General features: G+C 54.4%; 20 protein-coding genes. 11 read left to right on the forward strand and 9 right to left on the reverse strand.

All coding sequences use genetic code 11. The features are described 5' to 3' along the window. Nucleotide 1 precedes the first annotated feature (1 nt). From ACRDCA_RS11320 to ACRDCA_RS11335, 4 genes are all read right to left on the reverse strand, one after another. Entirely contained in the window at nucleotides 2–991 is a 990-nt protein-coding gene (locus tag ACRDCA_RS11320) for an ABC transporter permease (protein ID WP_438689593.1), read from the reverse strand. Beyond that, nucleotides 984–2,498 (reverse strand): sugar ABC transporter ATP-binding protein, encoded by a 1,515-nt coding sequence (locus ACRDCA_RS11325; RefSeq protein ID WP_438690144.1) that lies wholly within the window; start codon nucleotides 2,496–2,498, stop codon nucleotides 984–986. The genes ACRDCA_RS11320 and ACRDCA_RS11325 overlap by 8 nt, the downstream gene beginning before the upstream one ends. Nucleotides 2,499–2,567: 69 nt before the next feature. Continuing rightward, entirely contained in the window at nucleotides 2,568–3,572 is a 1,005-nt protein-coding gene (locus ACRDCA_RS11330; RefSeq protein ID WP_438689594.1) for a substrate-binding domain-containing protein, read from the reverse strand. Between the two features lie 205 nt (nucleotides 3,573–3,777). Further along, complete coding sequence (locus ACRDCA_RS11335; protein WP_438689595.1) at nucleotides 3,778–4,587, reverse strand: DeoR/GlpR family DNA-binding transcription regulator; 810 nt, start codon at nucleotides 4,585–4,587, stop codon at nucleotides 3,778–3,780. Between the two features lie 482 nt (nucleotides 4,588–5,069). Here ACRDCA_RS11335 and araD point away from each other — a divergent pair, with 482 nt between their 5' ends. After that, on the forward strand, nucleotides 5,070–5,765 hold the full coding sequence (gene araD, locus ACRDCA_RS11340) for an L-ribulose-5-phosphate 4-epimerase (RefSeq protein WP_438689596.1): 696 nt from the start codon (nucleotides 5,070–5,072) through the stop codon (nucleotides 5,763–5,765). Between the two features lie 226 nt (nucleotides 5,766–5,991). Continuing rightward, nucleotides 5,992–7,092 carry an AI-2E family transporter YdiK gene (ydiK, locus tag ACRDCA_RS11345; protein ID WP_438689597.1) on the forward strand — a complete coding sequence of 367 codons (1,101 nt, stop codon included), beginning with the start codon at nucleotides 5,992–5,994 and terminating at the stop codon, nucleotides 7,090–7,092. 385 nt (nucleotides 7,093–7,477) lie between these two features. Here the strand turns inward: ydiK and ppsA are convergent, their stop codons facing one another. After that, on the reverse strand, nucleotides 7,478–9,856 hold the full coding sequence (gene ppsA / locus ACRDCA_RS11350) for a phosphoenolpyruvate synthase (RefSeq protein WP_438689598.1): 2,379 nt from the start codon (nucleotides 9,854–9,856) through the stop codon (nucleotides 7,478–7,480). Between the two features lie 480 nt (nucleotides 9,857–10,336). Here ppsA and ppsR point away from each other — a divergent pair, with 480 nt between their 5' ends. The 9 genes from ppsR to ACRDCA_RS11395 all read left to right on the forward strand — a co-directional run bounded on the left by ppsR (nucleotide 10,337) and on the right by ACRDCA_RS11395 (nucleotide 19,185). Then, the gene (ppsR, locus tag ACRDCA_RS11355) at nucleotides 10,337–11,158 is read left to right on the forward strand and encodes a posphoenolpyruvate synthetase regulatory kinase/phosphorylase PpsR (protein WP_025119745.1); all 822 of its coding nucleotides are present in this window, start codon (nucleotides 10,337–10,339) and stop codon (nucleotides 11,156–11,158) included. A 213-nt stretch (nucleotides 11,159–11,371) separates the two neighbouring features. Continuing rightward, the gene (locus ACRDCA_RS11360; protein ID WP_438689599.1) at nucleotides 11,372–12,418 is read left to right on the forward strand and encodes a 3-deoxy-7-phosphoheptulonate synthase; all 1,047 of its coding nucleotides are present in this window, start codon (nucleotides 11,372–11,374) and stop codon (nucleotides 12,416–12,418) included. Nucleotides 12,419–12,472: 54 nt separating this feature from the next. Beyond that, entirely contained in the window at nucleotides 12,473–12,958 is a 486-nt protein-coding gene (locus ACRDCA_RS11365; protein WP_438689600.1) for a glutathione peroxidase, read from the forward strand. A gap of 155 nt (nucleotides 12,959–13,113) precedes the next feature. Then, complete coding sequence (gene hemP / locus ACRDCA_RS11370) at nucleotides 13,114–13,308, forward strand: hemin uptake protein HemP (RefSeq protein ID WP_438689601.1); 195 nt, start codon at nucleotides 13,114–13,116, stop codon at nucleotides 13,306–13,308. 93 nt (nucleotides 13,309–13,401) lie between these two features. After that, nucleotides 13,402–15,477 carry a TonB-dependent hemoglobin/transferrin/lactoferrin family receptor gene (locus ACRDCA_RS11375; RefSeq protein ID WP_438689602.1) on the forward strand — a complete coding sequence of 692 codons (2,076 nt, stop codon included), beginning with the start codon at nucleotides 13,402–13,404 and terminating at the stop codon, nucleotides 15,475–15,477. A gap of 64 nt (nucleotides 15,478–15,541) precedes the next feature. Continuing rightward, nucleotides 15,542–16,576, forward strand: a complete 1,035-nt coding sequence (locus ACRDCA_RS11380; RefSeq protein ID WP_438689603.1) for a hemin-degrading factor — start codon at nucleotides 15,542–15,544, stop codon at nucleotides 16,574–16,576. Beyond that, nucleotides 16,573–17,403 carry a heme/hemin ABC transporter substrate-binding protein gene (locus tag ACRDCA_RS11385; RefSeq protein WP_438689604.1) on the forward strand — a complete coding sequence of 277 codons (831 nt, stop codon included), beginning with the start codon at nucleotides 16,573–16,575 and terminating at the stop codon, nucleotides 17,401–17,403. Before ACRDCA_RS11380 ends, ACRDCA_RS11385 begins: the two co-directional genes overlap by 4 nt. After that, nucleotides 17,403–18,407 (forward strand): FecCD family ABC transporter permease, encoded by a 1,005-nt coding sequence (locus tag ACRDCA_RS11390; RefSeq protein WP_438689605.1) that lies wholly within the window; start codon nucleotides 17,403–17,405, stop codon nucleotides 18,405–18,407. Before ACRDCA_RS11385 ends, ACRDCA_RS11390 begins: the two co-directional genes overlap by 1 nt. Before the next feature lie 7 nt (nucleotides 18,408–18,414). Further along, nucleotides 18,415–19,185, forward strand: coding sequence for a heme ABC transporter ATP-binding protein (locus ACRDCA_RS11395; protein WP_438690145.1), 771 nt, complete (start codon nucleotides 18,415–18,417; stop codon nucleotides 19,183–19,185). Nucleotides 19,186–19,212: 27 nt separating this feature from the next. Here the strand turns inward: ACRDCA_RS11395 and ACRDCA_RS11400 are convergent, their stop codons facing one another. From ACRDCA_RS11400 to ACRDCA_RS11415, 4 genes are all read right to left on the reverse strand, one after another. After that, on the reverse strand, nucleotides 19,213–20,655 hold the full coding sequence (locus ACRDCA_RS11400; RefSeq protein ID WP_438689606.1) for a protein adenylyltransferase SelO: 1,443 nt from the start codon (nucleotides 20,653–20,655) through the stop codon (nucleotides 19,213–19,215). 247 nt (nucleotides 20,656–20,902) lie between these two features. Then, the gene (locus ACRDCA_RS11405) at nucleotides 20,903–21,640 is read right to left on the reverse strand and encodes an EAL domain-containing protein (protein WP_438689607.1); all 738 of its coding nucleotides are present in this window, start codon (nucleotides 21,638–21,640) and stop codon (nucleotides 20,903–20,905) included. Between the two features lie 293 nt (nucleotides 21,641–21,933). Beyond that, entirely contained in the window at nucleotides 21,934–22,947 is a 1,014-nt protein-coding gene (locus tag ACRDCA_RS11410) for a lipoate--protein ligase A (RefSeq protein WP_438689608.1), read from the reverse strand. A 57-nt stretch (nucleotides 22,948–23,004) separates the two neighbouring features. After that, nucleotides 23,005–23,463, reverse strand: a complete 459-nt coding sequence (locus tag ACRDCA_RS11415) for an NlpC/P60 family protein (RefSeq protein ID WP_438689609.1) — start codon at nucleotides 23,461–23,463, stop codon at nucleotides 23,005–23,007. Nucleotides 23,464–23,492: the final 29 nt, after the last annotated feature.

The raw sequence follows: 23,492 nt of genomic DNA on the forward strand, positions 1-23,492 counted from the left end.
GTCAGACGAAACCGACGTCGGTTTCTTTGCGTTTCTTATAATGCGTGACGCATATCGCCGCCACGATCACCATGCCAATCACGATATTGACGAAATAGCTGGATACGCCAATCAGGTTAAGGCCGTTTTTCAGGATGCCGATCAGGAATACCCCCATCAGCGTCCCGATCACCGTACCACGCCCGCCAGACAGGCTGGCACCGCCAAGCACCGCGGCAGCCAACACGTCCAGCTCGCCTCCCACCAGAGCGCTTGGGACCACCTCGCTCATCCGGTAGACCTGCAACATGCCGCCAATCGCAGCGGTGGCACCGAGGTAGCCATAGGCAAACAGATACACCAACACCACGCGGATACCGATGCGTCGGGCCGATTCTGGGCTGCCACCCACCGCGTACAGCTGGCGACCGATATGGGTTTTCGTCAGCAGCAACAGGGTTAGCAGAGCGATAGCCAGCATCACCACCAGCGGTAACCCTATCTGATAGCTTTCGCCGCCATAGCTGAAGGGCAGTACGGAACGTTGGGCAATCCACCAGTCTGGCAGGTCATAAATGCTCTGGCCGCCGGTCACCCACATCAGCAGGCCAAACAGCAGCGACTGCATACTGATGGTGATAATGATCGAGACGATATTCAGCGAGTAGATCAGGATGGCGTTGACCATGCCCAGCGTCACGCCTATCGCTACCGCGATCAGCAGGCACCAGACCGGGTTGGTGACCAAATCGTGCATCAGCAACGAAGCCACCGCGTACTGCACCACCGAAGCCACCGCCGCAAAGGAGATGTCGATTCCGCCGGTGACCAGCACCACAAACAAACCCAGGGCAAAAACGCCGGTGACCGCATAGCTTTCGCTTAAGTCCAGCAGGTTCTGCAACGAGAGAAATTCGCTGCTCAGGAGAGAGAACAGCACCAGCATGATGGCGATCACCCAGCCCAACCATCCCTCGACAGAACTCGGCTTAAGCCAGTTTACATTAACCATTAATCGCCTCCGCAAGCTGCTGCTCACTCATCTGGCCGGGGATCAGTTCATTGACGATCCGCCCCTGCGACATATGCAAAATGCGATCGCAGTTGTAATACACTTCAGGAACCTCGTCGGATATCAGCAACACGGCGATGCCAACGCCAGACAGGCGATGGATCAGCTTGTAGATACTGTCTTTGGCACCAATGTCTACGCCCACCGTTGGCGCATCCAGGATCAGGATTTTGGGCCGGGTCAGGATCCACTTTGCCAATACCACTTTCTGCTGGTTGCCCCCGGATAAGGTGGACAACGCGTTGTCTGGATCACTCACCTTGATATCCAGATCCTTGATCCACTGCTGCACCAATTCGTCCTTATGTGCCTCGTCAATCAGGTACCATGGAGTCTGAATACGTTTGAGAATGGATAACACCATGTTGTCGGCCACCGACTGGGATAACACCGCGCCCAGCGTCAGGCGATCTTCAGAGACGTAGCCAATCCCCAGCTCAATCGCCTGGGTGTTGTTTTTGATGCGGACTTTTTTGCCTTCGATCTGCAGCTCGCCGCTATCCGGGTGCGTGATACCAAACAGGCTAAGCGCCAGCTCGGTACGCCCGGCACCCAACAAACCGCATAGCCCCAACACCTCACCGCGATGCAGGCTGAATGAAACGTCCTGAAATTGGCCTTTGCGGCTCAGCTTATCCAGTTGCATCACCACCTTGCCTAACTCGGCATTCGGCGGTTTTTGTTCATGGACGATGGTCAGCCCGGTCATCAGTTCGGTAATACGCCCGGTCGATAACTCCTGCGCTTCCCAGGTACCGACCTTTTCGCCGTCACGGATCACCGTGATACGGTCTGAAATCTCTTTCACTTCATCCAGCCGGTGGCTAACAAACACCACGGTAATATTTTTATCCCGCAGATAGTTCACCGTGCGCAGCAGCTGATTGACCTCGGTACGCGTCAGCGAAGCGGTCGGTTCATCCATAATCACCAGGCGTGCCTGGGCCACCAGGGCGCGGCAAATCGCGATCTGCTGGCGCTGGGCAATGGGTAAATGCTGCACTAACGCATCGGGATCGATATTGAATGCCAGCTCATCAAGGATTTGCCTGGCTTTGGCCTGGAGCTTGCGCTTGCTGAACCAGCCCAGATAGCCGTTCAGGTTGTATTCAAACGCGATATTTTCTGCCACCGTCAGGTTGGGGAACAGCGACAGATCCTGATAGATCACCTGGATGCCTAAATCACGCGCGCGCCCCGGTGTCAGGCGGGTATAAGCTTTATCGCCAATGCAAATCTCGCTGCCCACATCGGGCGCGTAGACGCCACTGATGGTTTTAATCAGGGTGCTTTTCCCACAGCCATTGGCCCCTGCCAGGCAATGCACCTCCCCCTGGTTGAGGGTCAGCGTGATATTTTTCAGCGCCTGATGCCCCCCGAAGCTTTTTGACAGCGACTTGAGCGTGATCAATGGCACTTTATTATCAGTATCAGTAAGTTGACTCATCATACCGTTCCCTGCAATAACCAAGATGCCGGGCAAAACGCTTGCCCGGCAGTGTCACATCACCCGTGTTTACAGGCCAAGCTTGACCAAACGCTTAGTGTTTTCCACGTCCAGTTTTTCCGGATTGTTACTGAGAAGGGTGTTGCCATTGATTTTGATGTCTCCCATGCCACCCAGCTTGCCACCATCCTTGATCGGCTCACCGTTCATCATGGCGGTAGCCACCTGAACAAAGACTTTGCCCGCCAGCATTGGGTTGGAAATATAGCCACCGTCGATGGCGCCTTTCTCCAGCAGTTTGATGCCCTGGCCCGGCGTGAAGGTACCAAACACGCAGGTAGTGTCGTTCTTCTTACGCTTGTCGATGGCGCGGCCAGCACCGATCGGCCCTTGTGAACCGAATGACATGATCCCTTTCAGATCCTTGTGCTTGGAAAGCAGGTCGTTGGCGGTACGCATGGAGTCATCGACCGACTCCGCCACGCCAAAGCGATCCTCAACCAGGGTCATCTTCGGATAATTGGCTTTCTGGTAGGCGATCGCCGCGTCGGCCCACTCGTTCACCAAAGGCACCGTCAGGCTGCCGACAAACATGGCGTACTTGCCTTCCTCACCCATGCACTGCGCCATATCTTTCATGTGATTGGCCCCCATGCTCTGGGTGTCCAGCAGTTCGAAATCCCAGTCCGCGTTCACCTGGCCTGGGGATTCATGGGTTATCACCTTGATGCCGGCTTCCTGGGCGCGCTTGAGTACCGGCTCCAACACTTTGGCGTCGTTCGGTACCACCCCAATCACATCCACCTTTTTGGCAATCAGGTCTTCGATCGCCCGCACCTGCTCTGCCGGGTCGGCCGTCGTTGGCCCGACCTGCCAGGCGTTGACGCCCAGGGCTTTGCCTTCCTCTTTAATGCCCTGTTCCATCACGTTAAACCAAGGGATGCCACCCACTTTAACCACCACTCCCATGGTGAAAGGCTTATTGGCTTTTTGCACCGTCACGGCATCCTCGGCCCAGGCGGAATGAGCGGTCATCAACGTGGCGATCAGGCAAGGTAAGAGTGCTTTTTTCATAAGTCGATCCTCGGCAGAATTTTATTTAAGCAGTAGGGTTCCCGGCTTTATCACCAGCCAGACGCTTGCTATTAAGGCGGTGAATTTAAGCTATCGGGATTTATATTATTTTTACTTAACTATTTAACGGACACTGGTGTTGACACTGTTTTATTGCTGCACATAATAAGCGTTAGATTGCAACCGTCATTTGCTTAAGAACGGCTTACTTATGGGCTTCGATAATTTCCAACCCTGGATTATCCCCACGGTATTTGGGCGAGACGAGTTTATTGGTAATTAAAATATCTACTTCATCCAACATACATATTCTGCAAAATGAATATTGCTCGAATTTACTGGAACCGGCGAGCAGGATCTTTTTCTCCGACACCTGCAACATCACCTGTTTTAATCTGGCGTTGATTTCATTACCATCCCGGATGCCGTGCTCCTGATTCAACCCTTGGCACGAGAAGAAAAAGGTATTGATCTGGAAGTTTCTCAGCGCGCTTTCGGCCACCGGACCATGAAAATCATCATGCCTTCTTGAGTATTCGCCACCGATGCCAATCACGCGGATCTTGTCGCGGCAGGCCAGGGCCTGAATGATTTTGACCGAGTTGGTGACCACGGTAATATCAATATCCGGGATCTGCCGGGCCAAAAACCAGCAGGTGCTGCTGTTATCCAGCAGGATGCAATCGCCCGGATGGATAAATTGCAGCGCGGACTTGGCTATTTTCATTTTGATATCAGGATGTTCTTCCGTTCTTTTGCGAAAGCTCTCCGCTTGATCGACGCTGTTTGATACCGCCGCGCTCTCCCAATGGTCCAACACCGGCACTTCATGTACATCCAGAGCCACAGCCCCGCCAAAGCTGCGGATCAGCTTCTTGTTCTTTTCCAACACCCGCAAATCCCGGCGGATGGTCTCAGGCGAGACCTGACAGACTACGGATAACTCAGTCACCAAAGCAGAACCTTGTTGTTGTACGTGGCTACAAATGAGCTTATAACGTTCGGCTTGTAACATGATATCCCTTTAAAAATAGCGAGATTGGCTTAACGCTATAATGATATTTTTTACCTGGTATGAAAGTGACTCAATTCAAGAAACGATTTGCCTGCCTTTTTCACCCACCATTACGTGATTCAAGTCACACTTAAATGCAACACAAACATGAATAAATAATATAAACGATATGTTTGTCACATAAAACAGGGTGTCGGACACCAACAAAAGTCTTTATCAAAAACAAACGGGCACAATCAAACACAGAAATCATGCCCGAATGTGACCGAATTTGCCCAAATTTAACCATTTATTATTTCTGGCCACCTTACCCGCTTTAATCCTGCCGATAGGCACAGTATTTTAGTCTGAGGCAATAATAGGCCCTGTTATTTAATCGCCCAGCAAGAGCGATTTATTAACGTCAACGTCCTTGCCCAAGCGCACAGAGCCAGATTTGGTGGCCTCCCCCACCAACCGGCGAATATCTCACGAGGTGAATTATGTTACAGCAATTAAAACAGCAGGTTTTTGAGGCAAACTTATTATTGCCTGAACATCAACTAGTGACATTTACCTGGGGGAATGTCAGCGGTATCGATCGCCAGGCGGGGTTAATGGTAATCAAGCCTTCCGGGGTGGAATACAGCACCATGCAGGTTGAAGATATGGTGGTGGTAGAGTTAGCCAGCGGAAAAGTCGTGGAGGGAAATAAAAAGCCCTCTTCAGATACAGCGACCCACCTTGCCTTATATCAGGCCTTCCCCGACATTGGCGGCATCGTCCACACCCATTCCCGCCACGCCACCATCTGGGCGCAGGCAGGCAGATCGCTGTCAGCATTAGGCACCACTCATGCCGACTATTTCTACGGCACCATTCCCTGTACCCGCTTGATGCACGATGAGGAGATCGCTGGCGAATACGAGCATGAAACCGGTAAGGTCATCATCGAGACGTTTCAACAGCTTGGTATCGATCCCAATCAGATCCCGGCGGTTTTGGTCAACAGCCATGGCCCTTTTAGCTGGGGAAAAGATGCGGCAAGCGCGGTACATAATGCCGTGGTGCTGGAGGAGATCGCCTACATGAACCTGTTTACCCAGCAGCTCAGCCCCCAGGTTCCGGCAATGCAAGCCACGCTGTTAGACAAACATTACTTACGTAAGCACGGTGCCAAAGCCTATTACGGCCAATAATCTTTCCCTCCAGAACACCCCACCAACGACCAGTCTGGAAAGCGGGCTGGTCTGCCCAACAACACTCTCGTTTACCCCACCTGAATTATTTACATCACTAATCAATGAAAGGCTGTACCGCAGATGGAAATTCACGGCAAAATGTGCGGCTGACTGTGAAAGTCAGCCAAAATGCTCCATGATGAAAGGGTACCAAGGGATTAACCACTAGGATGAAAACGCATACATGACACAACCGCAACGCCGCTACGATTTACCGACGATAATTTTTGGCGTGCTGTTTATCGCCATTATGATCGTCGCCTGTTTTTGGGTCATTCAACCGTTTATTCTGGGCTTTGCCTGGGCGGCGATGGTGGTGATCGCCACCTGGCCGGTATTGATTAAGTTACAACACCTGCTGTGGGGCCGTCGGTCACTGGCCGTTGCGGCCATGACCATCCTGCTGCTCTTGCTGTTCGTACTGCCGATTGCCCTGCTGATCAGCAGCGTGGTGGATAATAGTGCTCCATTCGTGGCGTGGGTAAACGCTCCGGGCCAGATCCATGCTCCACAGCTAGATTGGCTTCGCTCCATTCCGGTGATCGGGCATAAATTATATAACAGCTATCATCTGTTGGTTAACACCGGTGGTAACGCCCTGGTAGCCAAAATTCAACCTTACTTCGGCCAAACCGCCACCTGGTTTGTCACCCAGGCGGCACATATTGGCCGTTTCCTGATCCACTGTTCGTTGATGTTGTTGTTCAGTGCGTTGCTGTACGCCCGTGGTGAGCAGGTAGCCATGGCAATCCGCCATTTTGCCATACGCCTTGCTTCCACTCGCGGCGACGCGGCCGTGTTGCTGGCTAGCCAAGCGATCCGCGCGGTCGCATTGGGCGTGGTCGTGACGGCATTGGTACAGTCAATCCTGGGCGGAATTGGGCTGGCTATTTCAGGCATCCCAGCGGCCACCCTGTTGACCGTAGTGATGTTTATCTTCTGTCTCGCCCAACTGGGGCCATTGCTGGTGCTGATCCCGGCGATTATCTGGCTGTACTGGACCGGAGACACCACCTGGGGCACCGTGCTATTGGTGTGGAGCTGCGTGGTTGGAACGCTGGATAACTTCCTGCGCCCAGCGCTGATCCGCATGGGTGCCGACTTGCCGCTGATACTGATCCTGTCTGGCGTGATCGGTGGCCTGTTGGCCTTCGGTATGATTGGCCTGTTTATCGGCCCGGTGGTGTTGGCCGTCTCTTATCGGTTGGTGAGCGCCTGGGTCAACGAAGCCCCGGAACCAACTACCGATCTGGAAGAAGTCGCCAAAGATTTAGAACAGCTGTAATCCCTGCATCGCCTGCCCATCCACTGGGCAGGCGATTACCCTTTAGTCTTCACCCCGCTGATTATTCACGTCACTAAAACCTGCAATTCAAAGACCTGTTGTTACAGCAAACCCGTATAAATCCGGCCATTTTATTGGGACGATTCTTAATGACGCGAGCCGGATAACTGCCTAGTATAAAACTCTATCTTGCTGAAAATCATTGTGTTGCAGTCATTGTTTCCAGTGGGATCCCCTACAAGCTAACCCCGTATCTCTGAATTGCTGTGTGTAGTCTTTGCCCGTCATTGATGGGCTTTTTTTTATCAAAAAAACCATCCAAGATAAAAAAAACCGCCAGGATTAACCGGCGGTTTTCTGTTTTAACAGACGTCGTTATGCAGGTTTATTTTCTTTGCGACAAATTAACCCAGGTTTGCACCACGGTATCCGGGTTCAGCGACAGGCTGTCAATGCCCTGATCCATCAACCACTCGGCAAAGTCGGCATGGTCTGACGGGCCTTGCCCACAGATCCCCACATATTTGCCGTGACGCTTGGCCGCCTGGATCGCCATGGAAAGCAGCGCCTTGACCGCCTCGTTACGCTCATCAAACAGCTCGGAGACTACGCCGGAATCGCGATCCAGCCCCAGCGTCAGCTGCGTCATATCGTTGGAGCCGATAGAGAAGCCATCGAAGTGCTCAAGGAACTGATCGGCCAGCAAGGCGTTGGACGGGATCTCGCACATCATGATCACTTTCAGCCCGTTCTCGCCGCGTTTCAGCCCCTGGCGCCCCAACTCCGCCACTACGGCCTCCGCCTGAGCCACGGTACGCACAAACGGCACCATGACCTCAACGTTGGTCAGCCCCATTTCATTACGCACCCGCTTCATCGCAGCGCACTCCATGGCGAAGCAGTCGCGGAAGCTATCCGCCACGTAACGACCCGCGCCGCGGAAACCTAACATCGGGTTTTCTTCGTGCGGTTCGTACTTCTCGCCACCCACCAGGTTGGCGTATTCGTTAGATTTGAAATCGGACAGGCGCACGATCACCCGCTTCGGCCAGAATGCGGCACCCAGCGTGGCGATCCCTTCGGTCAAACGACCCACATAGAATTCGACCGGATCGTCGTAGCCCAGCATCAGCGTCTTGATTTCTGCCTGCAGTTCTGGGGGCTGCTGGTCAAACTCCAACAGGGCACGCGGGTGAACGCCGATCATGCGGTTGATAATAAACTCCAACCGGGCCAGCCCCACGCCCTCATTCGGCAAGCGCGCGAAGTCGAACGCACGGTCCGGGTTGCCGACGTTCATCATGATCTTCAGCGGCAGCTCTGGCAGTTCGGTGACTTCCGAGCTTTGTATGCTGAATTCCAGCATGTCGCTGTAGACAAATCCGGTGTCGCCTTCGGCGCAGGAGACGGTGACTTTCTGCCCTTCTTTCAGCAGGTCCGTGGCGTGGCCACAGCCGACCACGGCAGGGATCCCCAGTTCACGGGCGATGATCGCCGCATGACAGGTGCGCCCGCCACGGTTGGTAACGATCGCAGACGCCTTCTTCATGATCGGTTCCCAATCCGGGTCGGTCATATCGGTGACCAGCACGTCGCCCGGCTGGATGCGATCCATTTCGCTGATATCGTGGATGACCTTCACCGGGCCCGCGCCAATGCGGTGGCCAATGGCGCGGCCTTCCACCAGCACGGCACTGTTGCCGTTCAACTGGTAGCGTTCCATCACCTGCTCATTGGAACGCACGGTTTCTGGCCGTGCCTGGACAATCAGCAGCTTGCCGGTGTGACCGTCTTTGGCCCACTCGATATCCATCGGGCGGCCATAGTGTTTTTCAATCAGCAATGCCTGATGCGCCAGTGCCTGCACCTCGTCATCGGTCAAAGAGAAACGATTGCGTTGCTCTTCTGGCACATCTTCAATGCGTACCTGCTTGCCGTGATCCTGCGAAGGCGCGTACACCATGCGGATTTTTTTCGAGCCGATGTTGCGGCGCACAATGGCCGGTTTGCCCTTCAGCAGCGTCGGTTTATGGACATAGAATTCATCCGGGTTGACCGCCCCTTGCACCACCATTTCACCCAGCCCAAACGCCGAGGTGATAAACACCACCTGATCAAAGCCGGATTCGGTATCAATGGTAAACATGACGCCCGAGGAGGCCAGATCGGAGCGCACCATACGTTGCACACCGGCGGAAAGCGCCACGCCACGGTGATCGTAACCCTGATGCACGCGGTAAGAGATGGCCCGGTCATTAAACAGGGAGGCGAAAACGTGTTTGATCGCCACCATCACCGCATCAATGCCCTGCACGTTGAGGAAGGTTTCCTGCTGGCCGGCAAACGAGGCGTCTGGCATATCTTCGGCCGTGGCGGAAGAACGCACGGCGAAGGAAGCTTCGCTTTCGCCCTCGGACAGTTGTTGGTACGCCAGCGTGATTTCACGTTCAAATTCCGCATGGAAAGGCGTATCGATCACCCATTGGCGAATTTGCGCACCGGCCTTGGACAGTTGAGCAATATCGTCAACGTCAGTCTGATCCAGCAGCTGATAAATGCGCTGGTTAACCCCACTTTGCTCAAGAAAATCATTAAATGCCTGGGCGGTGGTGGCAAAACCGTTGGGTACGGCCACGCCCAAATCGGAAAGATTGGTGATCATTTCACCGAGGGAGGCATTTTTGCCACCAACACGGTCAACGTCGTGCATGCCAAGCTGGTTGTACCAAAGCACATTACGCAAGTCTGGGCCATTGTTAGACATCGAGACAATCCTTATTGCTATCAGTAGGGTATTGACGGATTTTTGACTCGTACCGCAAAAACGGCACCCAGCCAGACTAGCACAATGATCCATAGACAATGGAAAGGTGAATCGATCAAGCCAATGAAGAAAATAGCAATTAAGAGAATTCCAGCGGGCACCTTTTTAATAGGGATCGTTCCCTAACTGGCTAAAAGCTTACAATTCAACAAATTATGTATTCTTTAAACTTTTGCTTAAATACCCCTATGTTTAGTGACTAATTTGGTGAAAATAGCGTCAATCGGCGGTGCTAAACGCCGATAAAATAGCATGTTTGATTTTATAAAAAATGAAATTAAGTTTTAATAATTATATTTATTGACGCGTATTATTCCCATCATCACAAAATTTACCCCCTCCTCTTTACCGTATACAGGTTTGCAGACCATGATGTGGCTATCAGTCGTCTCAGAAATGGGTTCAGTTAAGGAGTCATGGGTGGAAAGAAGCGTTTTTTATATCTCGGATGGCACGGCCATTACCGCCGAAGTGTTAGGGCATGCGGTGCTGTCGCAGTTTCCCGTCAAGGCCACCACCTTCACTCTGCCCTTTGTGGAAACCGAAGCACGTGCACGGGGCGTTTGCCAGCAGATCAATGAGATTTACCAGCAGACCGGAGTACGCCCACTGGTGTTCTACTCGATTATCTCGCCGGAAGTACGCCAGGTGATCACCCAAAGTGAAGGGTTCTGCCAGGATATCGTGCAAGCGCTGGTCGGCCCGCTTCAAGGCGAATTAGCGGTGGACCCAACGCCAGTGCCCAATCGCACACACGGGCTGACGGAAAACAACCTGGGCAAATATGACGCCCGGATCGCGGCGATTGAATACACCCTGGCCCATGATGACGGTATATCGCTACGCAACCTCGATCAGGCGCAGGTGATCCTGCTGGGCGTGTCTCGCTGCGGTAAAACTCCCACCAGCCTGTACCTGGCGATGCAATTTGGTATCCGCGCGGCCAACTATCCGTTTACCGCCGATGATATGGATAATTTGCAGCTACCCGCCGCGCTGAAACCGTTTCAGCATAAGTTGTTTGGCTTGACCATAAACCCAGAGCGATTAACGGCGATCCGCGAAGAACGCCGCGAGAACAGTCGTTATTCCTCTCCACGCCAGTGCAGGATGGAAGTTGCTGAAGTTGAAGCGCTATTTCGCAAAAACCAGATCCGCTACCTTAATACCACCAACTATTCGGTGGAGGAGATCTCCACCAAGATCCTCGATATCCTTGGTATGAGCAGAAGGATGTTCTGATATTGGTAGCGTCCCCTCACCCCAACCCTCTCCCAAAGGGAGAGGGTTGGGGTGAGGGGAACAATCACCTTCATCCACTTTTTTGTGCTTTTTTTCCGGTTTTACTCAGCAGATCACCATCTCTCCGGTTGAATTCAGCGGTTTTTGCGTTATTGTGATCGCCATCACTTCCCGGTATTCCTGCCGTAGCGAAGAACAGTTTTCGAGATAATCATGCACAAAACAGATGAACTGCGGACCGCGCGCATCGACAGCTTGGTCACGCCGCAAGCGTTGGCGGAAAAGTTGCCGATCTCGGCGTCGGTAGCCGATAACGTGACAGCGTCACGTAAACGTATTGAAAAAATCCTGACCAGCGAGGATAAACGCCTGTTAGTGGTGATTGGCCCTTGCTCCATTCACGATCTGGATGCGGCAATGGACTACGCCACCCGCCTTAACGTATTGCGCGAGCGCTATCAGGATCGCCTGGAAATCGTAATGCGCACCTATTTTGAAAAACCGCGGACCGTGGTGGGCTGGAAAGGCTTGATTTCCGATCCCGACCTGGACGGCAGCTATCAGGTCAACCGTGGCATTGAGATGGCTCGCAAGCTGCTGTTGGACGTCAACCAACTAGGCCTGCCAACGGCGACCGAATTCCTGGATATGGTGATCGGCCAGTATATTGCCGACCTGATCAGTTGGGGCGCGATTGGCGCTCGCACCACCGAAAGCCAGATCCACCGTGAAATGGCCTCGGCGCTCTCCTGCCCGGTCGGCTTCAAAAATGGCACCGACGGCAATACCCGCATCGCCATTGATGCCATCCGTGCCGCACGTGCCGGTCATATGTTCCTGTCGCCGGACAAAACCGGTCAGATGACCATTTATCAAACCAGTGGCAATCCTTATGGCCATATCATCATGCGCGGCGGCAAGACGCCAAACTATCATGCAACCGATGTGGTAGCCGCCTGTGATAGCCTGCGTGAGTTCGATTTACCCGAACAGTTGGTGATCGATTTCAGCCACGGCAACTGCCAGAAACTGCATCGCCGCCAGCTAGAAGTGGCGGAAAACGTCTGCCAACAGATCCGTGCAGGCTCCGTGGCCGTGGCCGGGGTAATGGCGGAAAGTTTCCTGGTGGAAGGCACGCAGAAGATCGTGGCTGGCCAATCGCTGACCTACGGGCAATCCATTACAGACCCTTGCCTGAGCTGGTCGGATAGCGAGCAATTATTAGCCATGCTGGCCGATGCGGTAGATACTCGTTTCTGATCTCACCATGGGCGCAGTGCACATGCTGCGCCCGTTTAGCCGGAGCCTTTGCCGATGAGTCGTTCACTGCTGTCCATCCCCTGCGTCACCCTGCAAGGGGAACATAAAACGCTGGCAGACTTTCCGGCGCGGGCCTATCTGATCGTTAATACCGCCAGTAAGTGTGGCTTTACCCCGCAATATGCTGGCTTGGAGAAACTGTGGCAGTTTTATCGCTCGCGCGGCTTGATGGTGCTGGGTTTCCCCTGTAATCAGTTTGGCGGACAAGAGCCGGGCAATCCGCTGGAGATTGCCAATTTCTGCACCCTCAACTATGGCGTCAGCTTTCCCCTGTTCAGCAAAATCGACGTCAATGGCGCACAGGCACATCCCCTGTTCAGCGAGCTAAAACGCCGTGCTCCCGGGCTGTTGGGCAGCCAACGTATCAAGTGGAACTTCACCAAATTCCTGCTCACCGCCGATGGCGAACGCATCACACGCTTTGCCCCTGTCACCAAACCTGAGCGCCTGTTCGGGCGTATCGAAACTCTGCTGAAATAGCCTTTTCCTCAACAAGTTAGCCGGGTTCTCTCTAAATCCGGTAAGCATTGCGGCAAAAAGGTTCCATCTGTAAGAAAATTTTCCTTGATGTAACCTTTCGTTCACATGATAATGATTATCAATTTGATATTAATTACCATTCACTGGTTGATTTTATGGACAATCTCGATAATTCCCATCAGTCCAACAACGCTTTGACCACGCCTGATGACAGCGTAACTGCCGCGTTACCGCCCTGCTTCGACAGTGCAGAGCTGCTGGGCACCGATGGGCTGGCGGTGATCATCCATCAAGGACAGCGCTACCAGCTACGTCAGACTAAAGCAGGAAAATTGATCTTAACCAAATAACGCCATAATCCTTTTAACGCCAGCCACCCCGATCTTGCGATCCAGGCAGCCAGCAAATCTATTGATATGTTGAGTCATACGGAGAATTGCCACATGCCTGCCATTTTTGCCTCCCGGCTGCGTTTATCCGCATTAAGCCTGGCCATTGCCTGCGCTTTGCCTACGGGGGCGGTTGCCCAGACCGACACCAGCGCGACAACAGCTACCGCCAAGGAACAACCCAACCACAAAGACGACGCGATGACCGTGGTCGCCACCGGTAATCAGCGCAGCAGCTTTGAAGCGCCGATGATGGTGACGGTGATCGACGGCAACAGCCCGCAGAGCCAGACCGCCACAACAGCCGGAGATATGCTGCGCCATGTTCCGGGTATTACCGTTAGTGGTACCGGCCGGAGCAACGGACAAGACATCTCGATGCGCGGCTACGATCGCCGTGGCGTGCTGACCCTGGTTGATGGGGTTCGTCAAGGTACCGATACCGGCCATCTCAATGGCACCTTCATCGATCCTGGTTTGGTAAAACGTATTGAAGTGGTGCGTGGACCATCGGCACTGCTGTATGGCAGCGGTGCACTCGGCGGCGTGATCTCCTATGAGACCGTCGATGCAGCCGATCTGCTGTTGCCGGGCCATAACACCGGTTATCGTGTCTTCGGTACCGCGGCCAGCGGCGATCATAGCCTTGGCATGGGCGCTAGCGCTTACGGTAAAACCGACGATCTCGATGGTTTGATCTCTTTCGGCACTCGCGATGTCGGTGATATTCGCCAGGGCGATGGTTTTAACGCGCCGAATGATGAAACTATCAGCAACGTGCTGGCCAAAGGCACCTGGACTATCGACGACAGTCAGTCACTGAGCGGTAACCTGCGCTACTACAACAACCGTGCTCAGGAACCCAAAAACCCCCAGACACCGGATGTTTCCAGCGGTAATTTGCTGACCGATCGCTCCACCATTCAGCGTGATGCTCAGGTTGGCTACAAGCTCAAACCTACCGGGCAAGATTGGCTGGACGCCGATGCCAAGCTGTATTATTCCGAAGTGGAGATTAACGCGCATACCGACGGCAGCGCGGATGAAGCCCGTAAGCAAACCACCAAGGGTGGCAAGCTCGAAAACCGTACCCGCCTGTTCGCAGGCAGTTTCGCCTCGCACCTGTTCACCTATGGCAGTGAAGCCTACCGCCAGGAACAGACCCCAGGGGGTGCTACCGAAAGCTTCCCGCAGGCCAAGATCAACTTCGCTTCCGGCTGGTTGCAAGATGAGATCACTTTACGCGATCTGCCTGTCACCTTCCTGGCCGGCACCCGTTACGACAACTATAAAGGTTCCAGCGACGGTTATGACGACGTCAACGCCAACAAGTGGTCATCTCGCGGTGCAATGAGCGTCACGCCTACCGACTGGTTAATGATGTTTGCCTCCTATGCTCAAGCGTTCCGGGCACCAACCATGGGCGAGATGTACAACGACTCCAAGCACTTCTCGATCCCCATGGGGCCAACCACCATCACCAACTATTGGGTACCTAACCCGAACCTGAAGCCGGAAACCAACGCCACACAGGAATACGGCTTCGGCTTGCGCTTTGATGATGTGCTGATGGCCAATGACAGCCTGCAATTCAAGGCCAGCTACTTTGATACCAAATCCCGGGATTACATCACCACCGATGTCACCATGGAGCTGGGTCGTGGCCCAACCGGTATGTATTGCATCAGTTGCACCACTTTCTCAACCAACATCGATCGCGCCAAGATTTGGGGCTGGGATGCCTCGCTGAACTATAAAACCCAGTGGTTCGGTTTGGATCTGGCCTACAACCGTACGCGTGGTAAAGACGAAGCTACCGGCGACTGGCTGCCGAGTATCAATCCGGATACGGTCACCAGCGTGCTGGATATCCCCATTGCTGAAACCGGCTTGTCCACCGGCTGGGTAGGTACCTTTGCCCAGAGTGCGAACCACGTAGCCTCTGGCTACAGCAAACAGGCCGGCTATGGCGTGAACGATTTCTATCTGAGCTATAAAGGCCGCGAAAACCTGCAGGGCGTCACCACCACCGTGGTCCTGGGCAACGCCTTCGATAAAGAATATTACTCACCACAGGGCATTCCGCAGGATGGTCGTAACGCCAAACTGCTGGTCAGCTATCAGTGGTAACCCTTTGAACCAAAGCGGGCACACTTTGTTGCCCGCCCCTCACCCACAGTACAGGAAGCAAAAAATGAGCGAGACCCTATACCAACGTTATGAGCAGGCAAAAATCGATCATCCAGGTAAATATGCCCGCGATCTGGCCGACCTGTTTGAAATCAGCGAAGCCGAACTGACCCACGCTCGCGTCGGCCACGATGCGCGCCGCCTGCAGGCCGATGCCCGCACGCTGCTGACCGAACTGGAACAGGTCGGCGTTACCAAATCCATCACCCGTAACAGCTACGCGGTACACGAGCAGATTGGCCGTTACCAGAATCAGCACCTTAATGGCCATGCCGGGCTGATCCTCAATCCACGCGAGCTGGATCTGCGCCTGTTCCTCAACCAATGGGCCAGCGTTTTTGCCCTGAGTGAAACCAACAAACGCGGCGTGCGCCATAGCATTCAGTTTTTTGATCATCAGGGCGACGCGCTGCACAAGGTCTACACCACCGACGAAACCGATCTCGCCGCCTGGTTCGCGCTGGTCGAGCGCCATCAGAGTGCGAAAAATCCAGCCTTGGAACTGCAACCGGCCGAGGTTAAAACCGGCAACAGTGCTCCAGATCCCGCCAAAATCGATGCCGACTGGCGCGCCATGACCGATGTTCACCAGTTCTTCCAACTGCTGAGCCGCAATGACCTCACTCGCCAACAGGCCTTCCGCGCCGTTGGCAACGATCTGGCCTATCGCGTGGACAACAACGCGCTGACGGAAATTCTGCAAGCCGCCAAGTCCGCGCAGAACGAAATCATGATCTTCGTTGGCAACCGGGGTTGCGTGCAGATCTTTACCGGCCAGATCGAACGCCTGATGCCGCAGGACGGCTGGGTTAACATCTTCAACCGCCACTTTACCTTGCATCTGATTGAAGGGGCGATTGCCGAAAGCTGGATCACCCGCAAGCCAACCAAAGATGGCATGGTTACCAGCCTGGAACTGTTTGCCGCCGATGGCACCCAGATCGCCCAACTCTACGGACAGCGTACCGAAGGTCAACCGGAGCAGCTTCAGTGGCGTGAACAGGTTGCTGCACTGGAATCGAAGGAAGTCGCCGCATGATAACTTCATTGCCCCGTCGCCTGGCGCTGTGTATCGCGCTGGCGTTGCCATTGGCCGCCATGGCGGCCGAGAGGATAGTTTCGATTGGCGGTGACGTGACCGAAATTGCCTTCGCGCTGGGCGCGGGCGATGAAGTTGTGGCACGAGACAGCACCAGTCTGCACCCTGCTGCAGTGCAGAAATTGCCTGACGTGGGCTATATGCGCCAGTTGAATGCAGAGGGTATTCTGGCGCTGAAGCCCACCCTGATCCTGACCACCGAACTGGCAGAGCCCGCGTTGGTGCTCAAGCAGTTGGCAGACAGTGGTGTGAAAGTGGTACGTGTCCCTGGCGATACCACCGTACAGGCAGTACCCGAAAAAATCAGCGTCATTGCCGATGCCGTCAACCGCAGTAGCCAAGGCAAGCAGTTGGCCGAGCGCTATCAGCAGCAGTTGGCAGCCGTCGCCAACACCCCGCTGCCGGTGAAGGTGCTGTTCGTGATGAGCCACGGCGGCATTACCCCGATGGCCGCAGGCCAACAAACGGCGGCAGATGCCATCATCCGTGCCGCAGGGCTGCAAAATGCCATGCAAGGTTTCAGCCGTTACCGCCCGCTCTCACAAGAGGGCGTGATTGCCAGCGCACCAGACTTGCTGTTGGTGACGACCGATGGCGTTCACTCCATCGGTGGCCAGGAGAATCTGTGGCAGTTGCCCGGCATCGCGCTAACCCCGGCAGGGAAAAATCGCCGTGTGCTGATCGTTGATGATATGGCGCTGCTCGGTTTTGGGCTGGAAACGCCGCAGGCGCTCAGCCTGTTGCGTAAAGCGGCGGAGCAAAAGTAATGCGCTGCCGAACTTCGCCCCGCCTGGCGATCGGCAGCCTGCTGATCCTGCTGACCATCCTGGCGCTTGGTGCCGCTAACCTGGGAGCGTTGACCCTGTCATTTCGCACCCTGTGGCAAGCCCCACTCAGCGATGCCTCCTGGCATATCTGGCTGAATATTCGCCTGCCGCGTGTGCTGTTGGCCGTGGTGATCGGCTGTGCGTTGGCCGTTTCTGGTGCGGTAATGCAGGGGCTGTTTCGCAACCCTTTGGCCGATCCCAGCCTGTTGGGGATCAGCAGCGGCGGCGCACTGTTCGTCGCTCTGGTGATCGTCATGCCGCTGGCCCTGCCCCCACTTATCGCGCTGTACAGCCACATGTTGGCGGCGTTTCTTGGCAGCCTGCTGGTGTCGATACTGATCTACGCTATCAGCCGCAGCGGGCACGGTAGCCTGTCGCGGCTGTTACTAGCCGGTATCGCCATCAATGCGCTTTGCATGGCGGCGATTGGCGTGTTGTCCTATCTCAGTAGCGACCAGCAACTGCGTCAGTTTTCGCTGTGGATGATGGGCAGCCTCAGCCAGTCACAGTGGCCTACCCTGGTGGTTGCCGCCTCGCTGATCCTGCCAGCCGCGTTGTTGACGCTATTACAGGCACGCCGTTTAAACCTGCTACAGCTGGGCGATGAAGAGGCACACTACCTTGGGGTGAATGTGCAACGCGCCAAGTTGCAATTGCTATTGCTGAGCGCCTTGCTGATTGGAGCTGCCGTGGCCATGAGTGGCGTAATTGGCTTTATTGGTTTGGTGGTGCCGCACCTGGTGCGTATGCGGCTTGGGGGCGATCATCGCTGGTTATTGCCTGCCTCTGCCCTCGGTGGTGCCTGCCTGCTGCTGGTGAGCGATACGCTGGCACGCACGCTGGTTGCCCCGGCAGAGATGCCGGTAGGCCTGATGACCAGCCTGATTGGTGGTCCCTATTTTCTGTGGCTGGTGATGCGCCAGCGGGAGCGAGCGGGTGGATGACTCTTCAATGCTGACAGCACGGCAGTTACGCTACAACCTGGGGGATCGCCGGTTGATCACCGATGTTTCCCTCAGCATCGCCAGCGGTGAGATGGTGGCGATCATCGGCCCCAACGGCGCAGGGAAATCGACCCTGTTACGCTTGCTCACCGGCTATCTGGCCGCTGACTGTGGCGAGTGCCGCCTGCAAGGTAAACCGCTTGAGCAATGGCAACCGCAGCAGTTGGCCAAAGTGCGGGCGGTAATGCGTCAACACAGCGAACTGGCCTTCCCGTTTACCGTGGAAGAAGTGGTTGCCATGGGCCGCTCCCCGCATAGCGGGCGTGACGACAAGCTGGCGATCCAGCAGGTGATGGCACAAACCGACTGCGCCGCGTTGTCCCAACGTGATTACCGCCAGCTCTCCGGCGGCGAACAGCAGCGAGTTCAGTTGGCGAGGGTTTTGGTGCAATTATGGCAGCCGCAACCCGCGCCATCCTGGTTATTTCTGGATGAACCTACCTCGGCGCTCGATCTGTATCATCAACAGCATACCTTGCGCCTGCTGCGTTCCCTGACGCGTCAGCAGCCGTTAGCGGTCTGTTGCGTACTGCACGATCTGAATCTGGCCGCGCTGTATGCCGATCGCATTCTGTTGTTACATCAGGGCCGTCTGGTGGCTTGCGGTACCCCGCAACAGGTATTGCAGGCAGATATCCTGACGCGTTGGTATCAAGCCGATCTGGGTGTCGTTGCCCACCCGGAAACCGCACTGCCGCAGGTATTTTTGCGGCAGTAGGGGCAAGCCATGGAGGGCGTGCTGCATTCAGCTCGAGCAGGAAATTTCCAGATGCTTGCCCCAATCCGGTGGCAAGGCCGCCAGATCGTCATACTGCGCATCATCGGCAAAAGGCTGTAACAATGCCTGATGCAACCGTGCCAACTTGCTGACGTCGTCCTGTTCTGCCGCTTCGATGGCCTGCTGTGCCAGATAGTTGCGTAAAATCAGCTTAGGGTTCGCCTGCTTCATCGCTTGCTGGCGCTCGGCATCGCTGACCTGTTCTTGTTGCAAGCGCTGGCGATAGTTTTGATACCAGCCGTCAAAGGCGGCGCGATCGATAAATTCATCGCGCATTGGCGTTTGCGCCTGCTGTTGCTCAACGTCGCTCAATAAACGGAACGTGCGGGTGTAGTCACGCCCTTCTTGCGCCATCAGGCTCAACAGGCCGGTCAACAGATCGTTATCCTGTTTCGACGGGGTAAACAACCCCAGCTTGGCACGCATCTGTTCACCATAAGCCAGCATCAACGCCGGTTCATAGGCGGCCAGCGCCTGCTGTAACTGTTGCGCAGTCAGTAAACCGGACAGCGTTTGTGCTAAGCGATGCAGGTTCCATAGCCCTACGGCAGGCTGGTTATCGAACGCATAGCGGCCCTGATGGTCGGAGTGATTACAGATATAATCGGGCCGGTAATCGTCGAGGAAACCATAAGGCCCATAATCCATCGTCAGGCCGAGGATCGACATATTATCGGTATTCATCACGCCATGGGCAAAACCCACGCACTGCCAGTGGGCGATCATCCGTGCGGTACGTTCCACTACATCGGTAAACCACAGCAGATAACGATCTTGTTCCTCAGCCCATTGCGGCCAGTGGCGCGCAATGACGAAGTCCGCCAGTTGCCTGACCTGCTCCGACTGTTTACGATAATAGAAATGTTCGAAATGGCCGAAGCGGACATGGCTTTCCGCTACGCGCAGCAACATCGCGCCCCGTTCCGGCTGTTCACGAAATACCGGCTGTTCACTGGTGACGATCGTCAAGGCCCGCGTGGTCGGGATCCCCAGGTGATATAACGCTTCGGAGGCCAAAAACTCACGGATCACCGAGCGCAACACGGCTCGCCCATCGCCCATGCGGGAATACGGCGTTAACCCGGCACCTTTCAGATGCCAGTCCATGCTGCGGCCATCCGCGAGCCGCTGTTCGCCCAGCAGGATCCCCCGGCCATCCCCTAATTGCCCGGCCCAGGAGCCGAACTGGTGGCCGCTGTAAACCTGCGCCAGGGGCTGCATGCCTGGCAACAGGGTTTCACCCGCCCAGATTGGCGTTTTTTCTGGGGTAAACCAGCTGGCATCCAACCCCAGCTCCTGTGCCAACGGCTGGCTGTAATACAGCAAACGGGCAGCCTTGAGCGGCGTTGGTTGCAGTGCGGTATAAAAACCGGGTAGCTGTTGATAATAAGCATTTTCAAATTGCGGCATAGGCCCTCCATCACTGTCAGTGTAGAGCTTGCAGAGGCGGATTAACACGGATGAATTGCAGGGAGAACGCCCCTGCTTTACTGGCAGAGGGCGTGGCAGGCTTATCGGCGGCGCCGAGAGCCGTTTAAAGATTTATTGCGTGTCTGGCTAAAGTGTTTTATCAAAGATAAAGCCACAATAATTATCAGAGCTGGGATCAAGGTAAAGATCATCCAATCCACTATTTACCCCGGTGAGTAGTCAAAATTCAGTTATTATTCTCGAACTCTTCGGCAACCCTGCGTAGAGAATTCAGATTATCCACACTGATGGCAGGCCATAAAAACCCCTGTAGCCCTAAAACACCGGTGTTGGTCAATTTATTGAAGTATTCGTGTTTCTCGATACCGCAAACAATCACGCCCTTACAAAGTTGATTGATATTCCTGAGCAGTGAATCGATAACCCGGTCATATCCCTGCTGGGTAAACAATTGCCAATAAAAGCGTTTGTCTATTTTTACGTAGTCAAATAACCCATCGTACAGGGCGGTCAACGTCGCTTTACCAGAACCGAAGCCATCGAGCCACAGCGTAAAGTAGTCACTTAACATGCGGATCTTCCCGTTGTCTTTCCCGGCGGAAAGATTGGGGAAACTTTCGTTGATTTCAAAGGCAATAAACGTTAATTGCTGCACCTGCTGGCGAAGTTCCTGGTTGCCAAGCAGCCAATCGACAACCGTTTCTTCGATATTGATGGTCAATGACACCCCATTAGCCCTAAACCAGGGCGCGTGCTTTTCAGCCAGCATCACCTGGTCGTTGAATAAATCAATCCTTTGTTGTGGGGATAATAACCGGACTCCGATCTCCGTAGGCATCGCCAGGTTGCCTCCCGAGCCAGAAAAACGGGTGAGCAACTCCACCGCCAGTAACTTTCCCGTCATGGAATAAATCGGCAGGAACACGTACTGACTAATAAATTCAACGTCAGATTGAATATTCATTTTAATGCCAGTGGCTTAATGGCGTGCAAACCATCGTATAACAATAAGTTTTACCGATCAATCCCTGGAAAATAGTTCAGAAATAGTAATGTGGTTATGCAAACGCTGCCAAGTAATTGATACTTTGAGCGATGTTTTTTTGTTCTTACTTGCAGGCCGGATAATTTAATTTTTACTGTCTGGCGTTAATAATTAATAGCCTTATGCTTTGTGGGAGGTGCTTTTAGCGCGAAGCTATCAGGTGATGCGGCGATCACCTGATTTTACTGATTAAAAACCTGACGGGCCCGGGACTACTTGATGGTTTCCAACAGCCAACGCCGCAGTTCGCCAAGTTCCTTCTCCTGCTGCGGATACTGCGCTACCAGCTGCGCGCAGCAATCTGCCAACGCCTCGCTGCGATAGGCACATCCCACCAGCCTTTCGGCCAAGGTCTGTAATGGTGCGGGGTTTAGGCTGTCGGTGAAGATCTGGGCACGTACAATCGCGCCTTTCTCGACATCAAAGAAGATATCCACCCCACCCCAGGTAAAGCGCTCATTTAACAAGTGGCTAAACGCGGGCGCTTTGCCAAAATTCCATTCCCAGCTGCTCTGCTTGGCAAATTGCTGGGCAAAATCGGGCAGGTCGGGGAACACATCCGGAGAAATCACTTCCGGCTGCGCCGTTTCACCATAATGGGTGAAGAATGCCTGAATGACGGCATCACAAACCTGTTGGTGGTCGATCTCTGGGACAAACTCGGCCAGGTTGGCGACTCTGGAACGCACGGAGGTAATGCCCTTCGCCTGCAATTTTTTCGGATCGGGGTTGAGGTAATCTGCCAGGCGATTGAGATCGGCCTTCAGCAACAGCGTGCCGTGATGAAAGCCACGATCCTGAGTTTCGCGGTAGGCTGAGCCGGAGATCTTGCGCACTCCGTCGGGCGTTTCGACCACCAGATCGTTTCGCCCGGAAGCCGTTGCATCAACCCCCAGCTGTTTTAGTGCCGCCAGAATAATGCCGGTAGAAACGGTTTTGTCATAGCCAGGCTTACCGGCCATAAAGGTAAAGCAGGTATTACCCAAATCGTGAAACACCGCTCCACCACCGCTGCTACGCCGTGCCAAACGAATGCCATCCTGCTCCATCCGCCGGGTATTGCACTCTTTCCACGGGTTCTGCGACTGGCCAATGACTACGGTTTCGGCATTACGCCACAGGAAGAGGATTTTTTGCGTGGTCATTTCGCGGAAGATGCACTCTTCTACCGCCAGATTAAACCAGGGATCGTAGGAATCGGAAATCAATAAACGTAAGGAATTCATGGCAGTCACCTCATCATGCAGTGCTGCCATCATACACCAGATAGGCGATTTGCGGCGTTAAATCCGGCGCGCCTGCCAGTACACCTTGCGCCAGTAAACGTTATTGAGTGAGGAGCGGATCACCCCTTTGCTGGTCGAGGCATGAATAAACTCGTCATTGGTATCGTAGATACCCACATGCAACCCGTTCTCACCGCTGCCGGTCTTGAAGAACACCAGGTCCCCCGGCATCAACTCATCACGCGAGACTTTAGTACCCAGCCCGGTTTGCTGTTCGGTGGATCGCGGTAATTGCATATCGAAACGATCGCGGAAGGTACGATAAACAAAGCCGGAACAGTCGACCCCGCCGCGATCCAGCCCGCCGTAGCGATACGGGGTGCCGTACCATTGGCGCAGTTGCTCGTTCAATTGCGCGACTACCACGATGGAATCGGACAAACGGCCGCTCGGCGGTGGCGCATGGCTGCTGCAACCGGCAAGGATCAAACTGGCTAATAGAAACCATACACGCATCGCATTTTACCTTTCACTTGAACACCGAA

This window comes from Serratia sp. (in: enterobacteria) (assembly GCF_051654945.1).
Lineage (GTDB): Bacteria > Pseudomonadota > Gammaproteobacteria > Enterobacterales > Enterobacteriaceae > Chania.

What these genes read in the sequence shown, in the direction of transcription:
- ACRDCA_RS11360 (WP_438689599.1), top strand. Translation starts at nt 11,372, where the DNA reads ATGCACAAAACAGATGAACTGCGGACCGCGCGCATCGACAGCTTGGTC.
- ACRDCA_RS11405 (WP_438689607.1), bottom strand. Translation starts at nt 21,640, where the DNA reads ATGAATATTCAATCTGACGTTGAATTTATTAGTCAGTACGTGTTCCTG.
- ACRDCA_RS11335 (WP_438689595.1), bottom strand. Translation starts at nt 4,587, where the DNA reads ATGTTACAAGCCGAACGTTATAAGCTCATTTGTAGCCACGTACAACAA.
- ACRDCA_RS11380 (WP_438689603.1), top strand. Translation starts at nt 15,542, where the DNA reads ATGAGCGAGACCCTATACCAACGTTATGAGCAGGCAAAAATCGATCAT.
- ACRDCA_RS11395 (WP_438690145.1), top strand. Translation starts at nt 18,415, where the DNA reads ATGCTGACAGCACGGCAGTTACGCTACAACCTGGGGGATCGCCGGTTG.
- ACRDCA_RS11320 (WP_438689593.1), bottom strand. Translation starts at nt 991, where the DNA reads ATGGTTAATGTAAACTGGCTTAAGCCGAGTTCTGTCGAGGGATGGTTG.
- ACRDCA_RS11330 (WP_438689594.1), bottom strand. Translation starts at nt 3,572, where the DNA reads ATGAAAAAAGCACTCTTACCTTGCCTGATCGCCACGTTGATGACCGCT.
- ydiK (WP_438689597.1), top strand. Translation starts at nt 5,992, where the DNA reads ATGACACAACCGCAACGCCGCTACGATTTACCGACGATAATTTTTGGC.
- ACRDCA_RS11410 (WP_438689608.1), bottom strand. Translation starts at nt 22,947, where the DNA reads ATGAATTCCTTACGTTTATTGATTTCCGATTCCTACGATCCCTGGTTT.
- hemP (WP_438689601.1), top strand. Translation starts at nt 13,114, where the DNA reads ATGGACAATCTCGATAATTCCCATCAGTCCAACAACGCTTTGACCACG.
- araD (WP_438689596.1), top strand. Translation starts at nt 5,070, where the DNA reads ATGTTACAGCAATTAAAACAGCAGGTTTTTGAGGCAAACTTATTATTG.
- ACRDCA_RS11415 (WP_438689609.1), bottom strand. Translation starts at nt 23,463, where the DNA reads ATGCGTGTATGGTTTCTATTAGCCAGTTTGATCCTTGCCGGTTGCAGC.
- ACRDCA_RS11325 (WP_438690144.1), bottom strand. Translation starts at nt 2,498, where the DNA reads ATGAGTCAACTTACTGATACTGATAATAAAGTGCCATTGATCACGCTC.
- ppsA (WP_438689598.1), bottom strand. Translation starts at nt 9,856, where the DNA reads ATGTCTAACAATGGCCCAGACTTGCGTAATGTGCTTTGGTACAACCAG.
- ACRDCA_RS11400 (WP_438689606.1), bottom strand. Translation starts at nt 20,655, where the DNA reads ATGCCGCAATTTGAAAATGCTTATTATCAACAGCTACCCGGTTTTTAT.
- ACRDCA_RS11390 (WP_438689605.1), top strand. Translation starts at nt 17,403, where the DNA reads ATGCGCTGCCGAACTTCGCCCCGCCTGGCGATCGGCAGCCTGCTGATC.
- ACRDCA_RS11365 (WP_438689600.1), top strand. Translation starts at nt 12,473, where the DNA reads ATGAGTCGTTCACTGCTGTCCATCCCCTGCGTCACCCTGCAAGGGGAA.
- ACRDCA_RS11385 (WP_438689604.1), top strand. Translation starts at nt 16,573, where the DNA reads ATGATAACTTCATTGCCCCGTCGCCTGGCGCTGTGTATCGCGCTGGCG.
- ACRDCA_RS11375 (WP_438689602.1), top strand. Translation starts at nt 13,402, where the DNA reads ATGCCTGCCATTTTTGCCTCCCGGCTGCGTTTATCCGCATTAAGCCTG.